General features: G+C 68.5%; 11 protein-coding genes. 4 read left to right on the forward strand and 7 right to left on the reverse strand.

The window, feature by feature from the left end:
- Positions 1–23: 23 nt before the first annotated feature.
- The 5 genes from AT700_RS04590 to AT700_RS04610 form a co-directional block, all read right to left on the reverse strand.
- Positions 24–485, reverse strand: a complete 462-nt coding sequence (locus tag AT700_RS04590) for a GNAT family N-acetyltransferase (RefSeq protein ID WP_003093235.1) — start codon at positions 483–485, stop codon at positions 24–26.
- 162 nt (positions 486–647) lie between these two features.
- Positions 648–1,469, reverse strand: coding sequence for an ethanolamine ammonia-lyase subunit EutC (gene eutC, locus AT700_RS04595; RefSeq protein WP_003114907.1), 822 nt, complete (start codon positions 1,467–1,469; stop codon positions 648–650).
- A 10-nt stretch (positions 1,470–1,479) separates the two neighbouring features.
- Positions 1,480–2,874, reverse strand: coding sequence for an ethanolamine ammonia-lyase subunit EutB (locus AT700_RS04600; RefSeq protein WP_003093232.1), 1,395 nt, complete (start codon positions 2,872–2,874; stop codon positions 1,480–1,482).
- Between the two features lie 57 nt (positions 2,875–2,931).
- Positions 2,932–4,380 carry an ethanolamine permease gene (gene eat, locus AT700_RS04605; protein WP_031630475.1) on the reverse strand — a complete coding sequence of 483 codons (1,449 nt, stop codon included), beginning with the start codon at positions 4,378–4,380 and terminating at the stop codon, positions 2,932–2,934.
- Positions 4,381–4,589: 209 nt separating this feature from the next.
- A complete protein-coding gene (locus AT700_RS04610; protein WP_003118247.1) occupies positions 4,590–6,110 on the reverse strand; it encodes an aldehyde dehydrogenase family protein in 1,521 nt (506 codons plus the stop codon).
- Between the two features lie 338 nt (positions 6,111–6,448).
- Here AT700_RS04610 and eatR point away from each other — a divergent pair, with 338 nt between their 5' ends.
- From eatR to AT700_RS04630, 4 genes are all read left to right on the forward strand, one after another.
- Complete coding sequence (gene eatR / locus AT700_RS04615) at positions 6,449–8,380, forward strand: sigma-54-dependent transcriptional regulator EatR (RefSeq protein ID WP_003119186.1); 1,932 nt, start codon at positions 6,449–6,451, stop codon at positions 8,378–8,380.
- A gap of 157 nt (positions 8,381–8,537) precedes the next feature.
- On the forward strand, positions 8,538–9,893 hold the full coding sequence (gene mpl / locus AT700_RS04620; RefSeq protein WP_003093229.1) for a UDP-N-acetylmuramate:L-alanyl-gamma-D-glutamyl-meso-diaminopimelate ligase: 1,356 nt from the start codon (positions 8,538–8,540) through the stop codon (positions 9,891–9,893).
- Between the two features lie 8 nt (positions 9,894–9,901).
- Positions 9,902–10,531: a flavin prenyltransferase UbiX gene (gene ubiX, locus AT700_RS04625; protein ID WP_003093227.1), complete on the forward strand. Its 630-nt coding sequence runs from the start codon at positions 9,902–9,904 to the stop codon at positions 10,529–10,531.
- Positions 10,532–10,559: 28 nt separating this feature from the next.
- The gene (locus tag AT700_RS04630) at positions 10,560–10,808 is read left to right on the forward strand and encodes a YceK/YidQ family lipoprotein (RefSeq protein WP_044288658.1); all 249 of its coding nucleotides are present in this window, start codon (positions 10,560–10,562) and stop codon (positions 10,806–10,808) included.
- 19 nt (positions 10,809–10,827) lie between these two features.
- On the opposite strand, the gene AT700_RS04635 is transcribed toward AT700_RS04630, so the two are convergent.
- Both AT700_RS04635 and AT700_RS04640 read right to left on the reverse strand, forming a co-directional pair.
- Positions 10,828–11,469 (reverse strand): oxidoreductase, encoded by a 642-nt coding sequence (locus AT700_RS04635; RefSeq protein WP_003100290.1) that lies wholly within the window; start codon positions 11,467–11,469, stop codon positions 10,828–10,830.
- Between the two features lie 46 nt (positions 11,470–11,515).
- A complete protein-coding gene (locus AT700_RS04640; protein WP_003118249.1) occupies positions 11,516–13,255 on the reverse strand; it encodes a C13 family peptidase in 1,740 nt (579 codons plus the stop codon).
- Between the last annotated feature and the right edge of the window lie 107 nt (positions 13,256–13,362).

The raw sequence follows: 13,362 nt of genomic DNA on the forward strand, positions 1-13,362 counted from the left end.
TGGGAGGTGCCGTGCCTTTGTCTTCAGCTTAGTTCGTCGCTGATCGGCAGGGTGTAGTTCTTGAACTCCTGGTCTTCGCGGAAGCCGATCGACTCGTAGACTTTCTGCGCTACCTCGTTGTCGACGCTGGTGGAGACACGCATGCGCACCGCATGGGTTTCCCGTGCCATCTGCTTGGCGTGTTGCAGCAGGTGGTCGGCGACCAGTTGCCGGCGTGCCTCCTCGGCGACGTAGATGTCGTTGAGGATCCAGACGCGCTTGAGCGACAGCGAGGAGAAGCTCGGATAGAGCTGGCAGAAACCGAGCAGCCGGTCTTCTTCGTCGGCCAGCGCCAGGTAGATCACCGATTCCTTGCGGCGCAGGCGTTTCTCGAGGAATTTCCGCGAGGACTCGGGGTAGGAGAGCATGCCGTAGAATTCGCGGTACTTGACGAACAGCGGCGCCAGCAGGTCGAGGTGTTCGAGGGTGGCTTGCACGATTCGCATGACGGGCCTCGCATTGCGGGAAGGGGCTGCCGGGACGATGCAGGCTGCATGCCAGCAACGCTTCGATGCTGCCCAATCTCCCTGGAAAGCGCAATCCAAGCGAACGTTTGAATCGGCCGAAGGAGGGGCGACGCGCGCCGGCCCATCCTTCGGCCGGGAGGCTCAGTCCCTCGCCAGGAGGAAGTTGCCGGTGCGCGGAGCCTCGCCGTCCAGCGCCTGGACCTCCGCCTCGTCCTTCAGGTTGACCCCGGAAAGCTGCCGCCGGCAGGCCTCGCGCATCAGGTAGAGCAGGCGGTGCGCGGCCATGCCGTAGCTGAGGCCTTCCAGGCGGACGTTGGAGATGCAGTTGCGATAGGCGTCGGTGAGGCCGACCCGCGGGGCCCAGGTGAAGTACAGGCCGAGGCTGTCCGGCGAGCTGAGGCCGGGACGCTCGCCGATCAGGATCACGCTCATCTTCGCCCGCAGCAATTCACCGATCTCGTCGGCCACCGCCACCCGTCCCTGTTCCACCAGGACCACCGGCGACAGCGACCAGCCTTCGGCCAGCGCCTGTTCCTCCAGGCGTTCGAGGAAGGGCAGGGTGTGACGCTGCACGGCCAGCGCGGAGAGGCCGTCGGCGACCACGATGGCCAGGTCGATCTGCCCGTCGTAGCCGGCGGCGTGTTCGCGCAGGCGTTGCACCGAGGCCTCGTCGAGGCGCCGGCCGAGGTCCGGGCGTTGCAGGTAGACGTGGCGGTCGGCGGCGGCGCTGTGCAGCAGCAGGCTGTCGCGGCCGCGCTGGCGCAGGCCGTCGCTGATGGCCGCATGGTCGAAGGGCAGGTGCACGGCGTCGCGCGCCTGGGCGTGGGCGTACTGGAAGTCCAGTTGCGGGCGGGTCGGCAGGCTGGTGCCGGTGCGGCCCAGGGCGATCCGCGCGGGGGTCAGCTGGCGCAGCGGCAGCCAGGGGTTCTCGGCGCTGGCGTCGGGCAGGTGCTTGTCGTTCATCGGCATCTCCTCAGGCCAGTTGCGCCAGGGCCTGGCGGAACGCCGGCGGTAACTCGTCACCGAAGCGGATGCGCCCGTCGGCCTGGGTGAAGATTCCCATCCGCTGCAACCAGTCCTCGAATTCCGGCGCCGGCTTCAGGCCCAGCGTCTGGCGCGCATAGAGGGCGTCGTGGAAGGAGGTGGTCTGGTAGTTGAGCATCACGTCGTCGGAGCCGGGAATGCCCATGATGAAGTTGATCCCGGCGACGCCCAGCAGGGTCAGGAGCATGTCCATGTCGTCCTGGTCGGCCTCGGCATGGTTGGTGTAGCAGATGTCGCAACCCATCGGCACGCCGAGCAGCTTGCCGCAGAAGTGGTCTTCCAGGCCGGCGCGGATGATCTGCTTGCCGTTGTACAGGTACTCGGGACCGATGAAGCCGACCACGGTGTTCACCAGGAACGGCTTGAAGTGACGAGCCACCGCATAGGCGCGGGTCTCGCAGGTCTGCTGGTCGACGCCGTGGTGGGCGTTGGCCGAGAGCGCGCTGCCCTGGCCGGTCTCGAAGTACATCAGGTTGTTGCCTAGGGTGCCGCGCTTCTGGCTGAGCCCGGCCTCGTAGCCTTCCTGGAGGATCTTCAGGCTGATGCCGAAGCTGGCATTGGCCGCCTCGGTGCCGGCGATCGACTGGAACACCAGGTCCAGCGGCACGCCGCGGTTGATCGCCTCGATGGAGCTGGTGACGTGGGTCAGCACGCAGGCCTGGGTGGGAATCTCGTAGCGCTGGATGATCGCGTCGAGCATCTCCAGCAGGGCGCAGATCGAGGCCATGCTGTCGGTGGCAGGATTGATCCCGAGCATCGCGTCGCCATTGCCGAACAGCAGGCCGTCGAGGATGCTCGCGGCGATTCCGGCCGGGTCGTCGGTCGGGTGGTTCGGTTGCAGGCGGGTGGAGAGCCGGCCGCGAAGGCCGAGGGTGTTGCGGAAGCGGGTGACCACGCGGATCTTCTGCGCCACCAGGACCAGGTCCTGGACACGCATGATCTTCGATACCGCCGCTGCCATTTCCGGCGTCAGGCCCGGAGCCAGGGCGCGCAGGCTGGCCTCGTCGGCGGCGTCGCCGAGCAGCCAGTCGCGGAAGCCGCCGACGGTGAGATGGGACACCGGGGCGAAGGCGTCGCGCTGGTGGGTGTCGATGATCAGGCGGGTGACCTCGTCGTCCTCGTAGGGAATCAGCGCCTCGTCGAGGAAGTGTTTGAGCGGGATGTCGGCCAGGGCCATCTGCGCGGCGACCCGCTCGCCGTCGTTGCTCGCCGCGACGCCGGCGAGGAAATCGCCGGAGCGCGCGGGGCTGGCCTTGGCCATCACGTCCTTGAGGCTGTCGAAGCGGTAGGTTTCGCCGCCGACGCTATGAGTGAAACGTGCCATGTGTGTCTCCAGTGCCCGGCCTCGCCAGCGGCGGGCCGGGCTTTGTCGTTGTCGCTCTCAGCGCAGGTCCTGTTCCGCCGCCTGGATCGCGGCGAACTCTTCTTCCGGGGTGCCGGACACCAGGTGATGCCGACTGTACAGGGCGAAGTAGCCGATCAGTACAGCGTAGATCGCCACCGCGCCGACCACGACCCGCGGGTCGACCAGGAAGCCGGCGACCACCGCGACGCAGGCCAGCGCCAGGGCTACGCCGGAGGTGAGGATGCCGCCAGGGGTGCGGTAGGGGCGCTGCATGTCCGGGCGGCGGATGCGCAGGGTGATGTGCGCGGCCATCATCAGCACGTAGGAGATGGTCGCGCCGAACACCGCGACCAGGATCAGCAGGTCGCCCTGGCCGGTCAGCGACAGGCCGAAGCCGATCACCCCCGGCACCACCAGGGCCAGTACCGGCGCCTTCTTGCGGTTGGTCAGCGAGAGGCTGCGCGGCAGGTAGCCGGCGCGGGAGAGGGCGAAGATCTGCCGCGAGTAGGCATAGATGATCGAGAAGAAGCTGGCGATCAGCCCGGCCAGGCCGACCAGGTTGACGAACTGGCTCATCCAGGTCGAACCCTTGTAGGCCGACTCCAGCGCTTCCACCAGGGGATTGCCCGAACCCATCAGCTCCTTGGCTCCGGCGGCCCCGGGACCGACGACCAGAATCAGTGCGGCGAAGGCGAGAAGCACCAACATGGCGCCGATCAGTCCGCGCGGCAGGTCGCGCTTGGGGTTCTTGGTTTCCTCGGCGGCCAGCGGCACGCCTTCGACGGCGAGGAAGAACCAGATCGCGTAGGGGATCGCCGCCCAGACCCCGACATAGCCGAACGGCAGGAAGCTGCTGGCGCCGGTCGCCGCGGTCTGCGGGATGTTGAACAGGTTGGCCGAGTCGAAGTGCGGAACCATCGCGACAATGAACACGCCGAGGGCGATGGCCGCCACCGCGGTGATGATGAACATCAGCTTCAGCGCCTCGCCGGCGCCGAGGATGTGGATGCCGATGAATACGATGTAGAACACCAGGTAGATCAGCCAGCCGCCGACGCCGAACAGCGACTCGCAGTAGGCGCCGATGAAGCAGGCGATGGCCGCCGGGGCGATGGCGTATTCGATGAGGATCGCGGTGCCGGTGAGGAAGCCGCCCCAGGGCCCGAAGGCGCTGCGGGCGAAGCCGTAGCCGCCGCCGGCGGTAGGGATCATCGAAGACAGCTCGGCGAGCGAGAAGCACATGCACAGGTACATGGTGGCCATCAGCAGGGTGGCGAGGAACATCCCGCCCCAGCCGCCCTGGGCCAGGCCGAAGTTCCAGCCGGCGTAGTCGCCGGAGATCACGTAGGCGACGCCGAGCCCGACCAGCAGGACCCAGCCGGCGGCGCCTTTCTTCAGTTGACGGTGTTGGAAGTAGTCGGCGTCGACGCTTTCGAAGTCGACCCCGGAAGTTGCGGGCGCATGGCCGGTTTGTTCGAGGGACATGGGTTTTTCACCTCAATCTTGTTGTTATCGACCCCGGTTTTCCCGGTGGTGTGCTGTACGTGGTGAACGCAGGCAATAGCTATGCCAGCCGCTCTGCAATCGGCCTGGCGAGGAGGTGGAAGGGGCGCCGCCGTCAGCCTCGGCGGCGTGTTTCACGAGCCGGCGCGACCGCTCCGGGAAAGAGCGGTCGCGGCCGGTCCGGGGTCCTACTAGAAGAAGCCCAGCGGGTTGATGTCGTAGCTCACCAGCAGGTTCTTGGTCTGCTGGTAGTGGTCGAGCATCATCTTGTGCGTCTCGCGACCGACGCCGGACTTCTTGTAGCCGCCGAACGCGGCGTGGGCCGGGTACAGGTGGTAGCAGTTGGTCCACACGCGACCGGCCTTGATCCCGCGGCCCATGCGGTAGGCGCGGTTGATGTCACGGGTCCAGAGGCCGGCGCCGAGGCCGTACTCGGTGTCGTTGGCGATGGCCAGGGCCTCGGCTTCGTCCTTGAAGGTGGTGACGCCGACCACCGGGCCGAAGATTTCCTCCTGGAACACGCGCATGCCGTTGTGCCCCTTGAGCAGGGTCGGCTGGATGTAGTAGCCGCTGGCCAGGTTGCCTTCGAGCTTCTCGACGCTGCCGCCGGCGAGCAGCTCGGCGCCTTCCTGCTGGGCGATGTCGAGGTAGGAGAGGATCTTCTCGTACTGCTGCTGGGAAGCCTGGGCGCCGACCATGGTCTCGGTGTCCAGCGGGTCGCCGCGCTTGATCGCCCTGACCTTTTTCAGCACCTCTTCCATGAACGCCGGGTAGATCGACTCCTGGACCAGCGCGCGGGACGGGCAGGTGCACACCTCGCCCTGGTTGAAGAAGGCCAGCACCAGGCCCTCGGCGGCCTTCTCGATGAACGCCGGCTCGGCCTGCATGATGTCTTCGAAATAGATGTTCGGGCTCTTGCCGCCCAGCTCGACGGTGGAGGGAATGATGTTCTCCGCCGCGCACTTGAGGATGTGCGAGCCGACCGGGGTGGAACCGGTGAAGGCGATCTTGGCGATGCGCTTGCTGGTGGCCAGGGCCTCGCCGGCCTCCCTGCCGAAGCCCTGGACGACGTTGAGCACGCCCGGCGGCAGCAGGTCGCCGATGAGTTCCAGCAGCACGCAGATGCCCAGCGGGGTCTGCTCGGCCGGCTTGAGCACCACGCAGTTGCCGGCGGCCAGCGCCGGGGCCAGCTTCCAGGCGGCCATCAGCAGCGGGAAGTTCCACGGGATGATCTGCCCGACCACGCCCAAGGGCTCGTGGATGTGGTAGGCCACGGTGCTGTCGTTGATCTCGGCGGCGGAGCCTTCCTGGGCGCGGATGCAGCCGGCGAAGTAGCGGAAGTGGTCGGCGGCCAGGGGGATGTCGGCGTTGAGGGTCTCGCGCACGGCCTTGCCGTTGTCCCAGGTCTCGGTGACGGCGAGCAGTTCCAGGTTCTGCTCGATGCGGTCGGCGATCTTCAGCAGGATGTTCGAGCGCTCCTGCACCGAGGTGCGGCCCCAGGCGTCGGCGGCGGCGTGGGCGGCGTCGAGGGCCTTGTCGATGTCCTCGGCGGTGGAACGGGGGAACTCGGCGATCGGCTGGCCGTTCACCGGCGAGGTGTTGGTGAAGTACTGGCCCTTGACCGGAGGCACGAACTCGCCGCCGATGTAGTTGCCGTAGCGGGCCTTGAAGGAAACGATGGCGCCTTCGCTACCGGGATGGGCGTAACGCATGATGGTATCTCCTGGCTCTTGTGCTTATTAGGGGAGGACGCGCTGTCGCGCTTGTCGTAAGCCTGGAGCAAGGGCCGGGCCAGAGTGGCGAAAGGCCCGGAGTAGAGCGTCCTGGAGGTTTCGCAGGGGAGCTTGCGAACGCTCCCTGTCACGCGGGCGGGACGCTCGTGAGTGACACTCTGTACCGTTTTCGGCGCAGCGCATGACTCATCGGTCAGTCCGTCGTTGCATTGCGCCCCGGCCTGTTGGATGCTGCACCGATAGCCGTCCGGAGAGTCGCGGACCGATCCACCGCGCCCAGGCAAGAGACGGCCCGTCCCTCGCGGAGAACCATAACAATGCCTGCCAGTTCCATGAGCCGCCACGCGCGGCAAGTGCTGACCGTCGCCCAGGGCAAGATCCCGCCGGGCGGCCCTGCGACCGATCCGTCCATCGCCCGCTCCTGGCTGCGCTGCCTGGAACAGCACCATCTCGATCCCGGCCAGCCGATGGCGCCGATGGTGCTGGAGCACGCGCGCATGCTCGAACGCCGCGAGCGCCTGCAACAGGTGCTGGAGATCGCCGATGGCGAGATGCACAGCCTCTACCAGCAGCTTTCCGGCAACGACCACGCGGTACTGCTCACCGATGCCCGCGGGGTGATCCTCAATTGCGTCAACGCCGACGCCCAGCGCCAGACCTTCGAACACGCCGGCCTCTGGCTCGGTGCCGACTGGAGCGAGCCCTGCGAAGGCACCAACGGCATCGGCACCTGCGTGGTCGAGCGGCAGGCCCTGACCATCCAGCAGGAAGAGCACTTCCGTAGCCGCCATACCGGCCTGACCTGCTCGGCGAGCCCGGTGTTCGATCCGCAGGGCGAGCTGATGGCGGTGCTCGACGTGTCTTCGGCGCGCCAGGAAGTCTCGCGGCAGAGCCAGTTCCACACCATGGCGCTGGTCAACCTGTCGGCGAAGATCATCGAGGGCTGCTATTTCCTCCGTCGCTTCGAGGGCTCCTGGCTACTGCGCTTCCATGTCCAGGGCGACTATGTCGGCCTGTTCAGCGAAGGGCTGCTGGCCTTCGAGGAAGACGGGCGGATCCGCGCGGTGAACCAGAGCGCGCTGAACCTGCTCGGTTGTCCGCGCCAGCGCCTGCTCGGCCAGCCGGTGGAGACCTTCTTCGATTGCCGTCTCGACGACCTGCTCGGTCGCGCCTCGCCGCAACCCAGCGCCAGCTGGCCGCTGCGCACCCGCGAGGGACGGACCCTGTACGCCATGCTGCGCGGCGCGCCGCGGGCGATACCCCAGGCCCTGGCGGTGCCCACGGCAGCGAAGCCGGCGCCTGCCGCGCCCGGCCTGTGCCTGGGCGACGCCGAGCTGGCCGCCGATTTCCGCCGGGCGCTGAAGGTCTACGCGCGCGACGTGCCGCTGCTGCTCAACGGCGAGACCGGTTCCGGCAAGGAGGCCTTCGCCAAGGCCGTGCACCTGGCCGGCCCGCGCGCGGAACAGGCGTTCGTCGCGCTGAACTGCGCGGCGATCCCGGAAACCCTGATCGAGAGCGAACTGTTCGGTTATCGCGGCGGCAGCTTCACCGGCGCGCGCAAGGAGGGCATGCGCGGCAAGTTGCAGCAGGCTGACGGCGGCACCCTGTTCCTCGACGAGATCGGCGACATGCCACTGGCCTTGCAGACCCGCCTGCTGCGGGTGCTGGAAGAGCGCCGGGTGGTACCGCTGGGCGGCGAGCCGGAGGACGTCGACGTGCGCCTGATCAGCGCTACCCACCGCGACCTGGCCGGGCTGGTCGCCGATGGACGCTTCCGCGAGGATCTCTACTACCGCCTCAATGGCATGGTCGTGAGCCTGCCGCCGCTGCGCGAGCGCAGCGACCGCGAGGAGCTGCTGGACTACCTGCTGGCCGAGGAGGCCAGGGGCCAGCGCATCCAGCTCGACGGCGAGGTTCGCCAGGGCCTGCTGGCCTACCGCTGGCCGGGCAACGTCCGGCAGATGCGCACGGTGCTGCGGACCCTGGTGGCACTCTGCGAGGACGGCCGGGTCGGCCTGCGCGACCTGCCCGCGGATATCCGCCAGGCCCTGGCGGCGCTGCCGCCCGCCGCAGCGGCGCCCGCCCCGGCCGCGGGCAACAGCCTGGACGACGCCGAGCGAGCCGCGTTGCTGGCGGCGCTGGACGGCCAGCGCTGGCACGTGAGCCGGGTGGCCGAGCAACTGGGGATCAGCCGCAACACCCTGTATCGCAAGCTGCGCCGGCACGGCCTGGTGCGCGGCCAGGCCTGACGGGCGGGACGGCTCCAGGCGGGCCGCCGCGAGGCCGGCGGGAACCCCGTCGACGCCGCGTCGTCTGATGCCGCGACGCCGGGCGGCCGGCGCCTCCGCTGTGCTAATCTGCCGCCCATTCACAGCGCCTTCGACGGCTTGATCTGCAGGAGTCTGCATGCACATCCACGTACTCGGCATCTGCGGGACCTTCATGGGCTCGCTGGCCGTGCTGGCCAAGGAACTGGGCCACCGGGTGACCGGTTCCGACGCCAACGTCTACCCCCCCATGAGCACCCAGCTGCAAGCCCAGGGCATCGAGTTGATGCAGGGCTACGATCCGGCCCACCTGGAGCCGGCGCCGGACCTGGTAGTGATCGGCAACGCCCTGTCGCGCGGCAATCCGGCGGTGGAGCATGTCCTGAACAAGGGCCTGCCCTACGTTTCCGGCCCGCAGTGGCTGGCCGACCACGTGCTGCAAGGACGCTGGGTGCTGGCGGTGGCCGGTACCCACGGCAAGACCACCACCACCAGCATGCTCGCCTGGGTCCTGGAGCACGCCGGCATGAGCCCGGGCTTCCTGATCGGCGGGGTGCCGCAGAACTTCGGGGTTTCGGCGCGCCTGGGCGGTACGCCGTTCTTCGTGGTCGAGGCCGACGAGTACGACAGCGCCTTCTTCGACAAGCGCTCGAAGTTCGTCCATTACCGCCCGCGCACGGCGATCCTGAACAACCTGGAATTCGACCACGCGGATATCTTCCCCGACCTCGCGGCCATCGAGCGGCAGTTCCACCATCTGGTGCGCACTGTGCCGGGCGAGGGCCTGATCATTCGCCCGAGCGCCGAGAAAGCCCTGGAGCGCGTACTCGGGATGGGCTGCTGGACCCCGGTGCAGACCACCGGCGAAGGCGGCCAGTGGCAGGCGCGCCTGCTCGCCGAGGACGGCTCGCGCTTCGAGGTGCTGTTCGACGGCATCGTCCAGGGCGAGGTGGACTGGCCGCTGACCGGCCTGCACAACGTCGCCAACGCCCTCGCCAGCCTGGCGGCGGCGCGCCATGTCGGCGTGATGCCCAGCCAGGGCGCGGCGGCGCTCAGCGAATTCCGCAACGTCAAGCGGCGCATGGAGAAGGTCGCGGAGGTCCGGGGCGTGACCCTCTACGACGACTTCGCCCACCATCCGACCGCCATCGCCACCACCCTCGACGGCCTGCGCAAGCAGGTTGGCGCCGATACCCAGGTGATCGCCATCGTCGAGCCGCGTTCCAACTCGATGAAGCTCGGCGCTCATCGCGACGGCCTGCCGGACAGCGTGCGCCAGGCCGACCAGGTGCTCTGGTACGCGCCGCCGAACCTGGGCTGGGACCTGGCCGCCACCGCCGCGCAATGCGCGATACCGTCGCAGGTCTGCGATACCCTGGAGGCGATCATCGAGCAGGTGCGCCAGCAGGCCAGGCCCGGCGCGCAAGTGGTGATCATGAGCAACGGCGGCTTCGGCGGCTTGCACGGCAAGCTGGCCGCGGCGCTGGCCGAGTGAGGGGCGCGATGAGCGGTCCGGAACGCATTACCCTGGCGATGACCGGCGCCTCCGGCGCCCAGTACGGCCTGCGCTTGCTCGATTGCCTGGTGCAGGAAGAGCGCGAGGTGCACTTCCTGATCTCCAAGGCCGCGCAACTGGTGATGGCCACCGAGACCGACGTGGCCTTGCCGGCCAAGCCGCAGGCGATGCAGGCCTTCCTCACCGAATATTGCGGTGCCGCCGCCGGACAGATCCGCGTGTTCGGCCAGAACGACTGGATGGCGCCGCCGGCCTCCGGCTCCAGCGCGCCCAATGCCATGGTGATCTGCCCGTGTTCCACCGGCACCCTGTCGGCGGTCGCCACGGGGGCCTGCAACAACCTCATCGAGCGCGCCGCCGATGTCGCCCTGAAGGAGCGCCGGCCGCTGGTGCTGGTGCCGCGCGAGGCGCCGTTCTCCAGTATCCACCTGGAAAACATGCTCAAGCTGTCCAACCTCGGCGCGGTGATCCTGCCGGCGGCGCCGGGCTTCTACCACCAGCCGCAATCGGTGGAGGACCTGGTGGACTTCGTCGTCGCGCGAATCCTCAACACCCTGGGGATTCCCCAGGATATGCTGCCGCGCTGGGGGGAACAGCACCTTGTCAGCGACGAGTAGGGTGCTGCTGCTGGTCCTGGCGGTGCAGATGAGCGGTTGCGCCACCGTGCGCACCCTGGATGCGGCCAAGCCAGGGGCGCCGGTGGTCTACGCCGGCACCCGGCTGGATTGGTACAGCCTGCACGGCGGCTGCTGCCCGATGGAACGCTTCGGCGCGGAGGCGCCGGCCCATCCGGGGCTCGACCTGCCGGGCAGCGCGCTGCTGGACACCCTGTTGCTGCCGTTCTCGCTGGCCACCGCCATCGGCCTCAACCTGGGCATCAGCGGCGGCATGTAGGGCGGGACCCGCCCCAGGCTCATTTCCCCAGCTTGCGCAGTTCGTCGGACTCGACGAAGCGCACGCCCTTGCCTTCCTCCAGCGCCAGGCGCCAGAGCGCGCGGGCCAGGTCGCAGGCCTCGATGCCGTGGTACTTGCCGGGAAGAATGCGGGCGATCGGCGCAGCGAGGATCTCGGCCAGGCGGAATTCCTCGCGCGGGCCGAACAGCAGCGATGGCCGGGCGATGGTCAGTTGTGGCCAGCCCTGTTCCTGCAGGGCCTGCTCCAGTTCGCCCTTGACCCGGTTGTAGAAGATCGACGACTTGGCGTCGGCGCCCAGGGCGCTGACCACCAGGTAATGCCGGGCGCCCATCTCCAGCGCGCGCTTGCCCACCGCCAGCGGCAGGTCGAAATCGACCGCGCGGAAGGCCTCCTCCGAGCCGGCTTCCTTGATCGTGGTGCCGAGGCAGCAGAAGGCGGTATCGATGCTGCCGTCGAGTTGCGGCAGCAGCTCGGCCAGCGGGCCGACCGGGTTGTCCAGCCGCGGATGCTCGGCCAGCGCCTTGCGGGCAGGGGCGATGACCTTGGCCAGGGTCGGCTCGCTCAATATCCGATCCAACAGGTGCTCGCCGGTAAGACCGGTCGCGCCGGCGAGCAGAACGCGCTTGGGCGTCGAGTGCATGTGTGTTTCTCCCCTTCCACACCAATGAGCGTAGTGCGCGGCGTATCTATTTGCCCGCCGCGCCCTCGCCGGTTTTTCCTTCCCGGGACGCGAGCGCGCGCTCGGCTTGCTGCCCCCGCAGCGTCCGCCAGTGCGCGAGCACGCGTTCCGGTAACCAGGCTTGCGGTTCCGAAGCTTCGAAACCTTCCTCCTTCTCCCTTTGACGCACTTCCTCTTTCGCCAGTTCGAACGCTTTGGACAGATCGTCGGTGCGGTTCAGCGCATTGGCCAGCAAGGCGCGGCCGAAATAGGTGAAGTCGGCGTCGTCGGAACAGCCGAACGAGACCCGGTCGGCACGCGCGGCGGTCAGGATCAGGGTACGTTCGTCTTTCAGCGGCGGGATGAAGCCCCCGCTGTAGCAGGCCGATACCACCAGCACCTTGTCGCGCTGGCGCAGCGGCGCGAGCAGTTCGGCCAGTTCCGCGGCCGGCAGGTCGCCGAGGTTCAGGCCGGGCATGTCCAGGGCCAACTGGTGGTCGCTGGAGCCGTGGCTGGTCAGGTAGATGAAGACCAGGTCTTCCGGCCCGCTGCGTTCGGCCAGGGTGCGCACGGCGCGGGACAGGCTTTCCCGGGTAGCCAGCGGGCGGTCGCCGAAGTGGTCGCGGTGGTTGACCAGGCGAATCACGCCACGAGCGGCGAAACGCTGGCCGAGCAGGTCGCCGGCGTAATCGGCCTCGCGCAGGAACACGCCCTGGCGGCCATCGCCGCCCAGGCTCAGGGCATAGAGTTCGCTGGCCGGCGTCGAGGCCGGGATCTTGCGCAGTTCTTCGTCGAGCAGGCGACCCTGGGCCAACAGGCCGATTTCCAGAGTGTCGGGCAGGGCCTTGCCGGCGGCGTCGCGGATGCGCTTGCCGTCGGCCCAGAGTCCCTGCTCACGGCTGCCGTCGGCGCGGTCCAGGGTGCCTTGGCCGGCATAGGCGCCGGCGGCGAAGCCGCCTTCGTAGCGGGTGCCGTCCAGTTGTTCGAGCAGGCCCTGGCCATGGAAGCGCCAGAACTGGAAACCGCCGCGGTAGCGGCTGCCGTCGGCGCCGAGAAGCTCGCCGGGGCCGTTCAGCGCGCCTTCGCTGAAGCGGCCGATCCAGACATCGCCGCTGGCGCTTTCGTAGCGCCCCTGGCCATGGAACTGGTTGTCCTTGAACTGGCCGACGTAGCGGTCGCCATCGGGCCCGCTCCAGCGCCCCTTGCCGTTCAGTTGCCCGTCGCGGAAGGTACCGGCGTACTGGTTGCCCTGGCTGTCGCTGAAGCTGCCTTCGCCTTCCAGGCGGCCCTGGCGGAAGCTGCCCTGGTAGCGGCTGCCATCGCTGCCGTCCAGCGTGCCCTGGCCGCTGTACAGGCCCTTGCGGAAACCGCCGCGGTAGCGAGTGCCCTGTTGTTCCAGGCTGCCTTCGCCATCGAACAGGCCCTGGCGGAAACCGCCCTGGTAGACGCTGCCATCGGCCATCGCCAGGCGTCCCTGACCGTCGAATAGGCCGGCCGCGAAGCCACCGCTGTAGCGGCTGCCGTCGGCGCCCTGCCAGGTGCCATGGCCGTGCAGCAGGCCATGCTCGAAGCGGCCGGCGTACCAGGCGCCGTTGTCGTAGTCCAGCCGGCCCTGGCCTTCCAGGCGCCCGTCCACCAGCTCGCCGCGATAGCGCGCGCCGTCAGGCAGGCGCGCATCGGCCGGGAGCAGCGGTTCGCCCTCGCCACAGGCGGCGAGCAGGATGACCAGGGCGGAGCAGAGCGAGAGAGACCTGGCGGGGCGAAGCATGCGGCGTTCCCGATGAGTGGTTCGGTCCGAGGGTGGAGGGGAGACAGTGTGGCGGAAAAATCGTTGCCTGGCAGTAGGGTATTTCCCTGCCGGCCCAGAGCGCCCCC

This window comes from Pseudomonas aeruginosa, assembly GCF_001457615.1.
Classification (GTDB): Bacteria; Pseudomonadota; Gammaproteobacteria; order Pseudomonadales; family Pseudomonadaceae; genus Pseudomonas; species Pseudomonas aeruginosa.

What these genes read in the sequence shown, in the direction of transcription:
- AT700_RS04590 (WP_003093235.1), bottom strand. Translation starts at nt 485, where the DNA reads ATGCGAATCGTGCAAGCCACCCTCGAACACCTCGACCTGCTGGCGCCG.
- eutC (WP_003114907.1), bottom strand. Translation starts at nt 1,469, where the DNA reads ATGAACGACAAGCACCTGCCCGACGCCAGCGCCGAGAACCCCTGGCTG.
- AT700_RS04600 (WP_003093232.1), bottom strand. Translation starts at nt 2,874, where the DNA reads ATGGCACGTTTCACTCATAGCGTCGGCGGCGAAACCTACCGCTTCGAC.
- eat (WP_031630475.1), bottom strand. Translation starts at nt 4,380, where the DNA reads ATGTCCCTCGAACAAACCGGCCATGCGCCCGCAACTTCCGGGGTCGAC.
- AT700_RS04610 (WP_003118247.1), bottom strand. Translation starts at nt 6,110, where the DNA reads ATGCGTTACGCCCATCCCGGTAGCGAAGGCGCCATCGTTTCCTTCAAG.
- eatR (WP_003119186.1), top strand. Translation starts at nt 6,449, where the DNA reads ATGCCTGCCAGTTCCATGAGCCGCCACGCGCGGCAAGTGCTGACCGTC.
- mpl (WP_003093229.1), top strand. Translation starts at nt 8,538, where the DNA reads ATGCACATCCACGTACTCGGCATCTGCGGGACCTTCATGGGCTCGCTG.
- ubiX (WP_003093227.1), top strand. Translation starts at nt 9,902, where the DNA reads ATGAGCGGTCCGGAACGCATTACCCTGGCGATGACCGGCGCCTCCGGC.
- AT700_RS04630 (WP_044288658.1), top strand. Translation starts at nt 10,560, where the DNA reads ATGAGCGGTTGCGCCACCGTGCGCACCCTGGATGCGGCCAAGCCAGGG.
- AT700_RS04635 (WP_003100290.1), bottom strand. Translation starts at nt 11,469, where the DNA reads ATGCACTCGACGCCCAAGCGCGTTCTGCTCGCCGGCGCGACCGGTCTT.
- AT700_RS04640 (WP_003118249.1), bottom strand. Translation starts at nt 13,255, where the DNA reads ATGCTTCGCCCCGCCAGGTCTCTCTCGCTCTGCTCCGCCCTGGTCATC.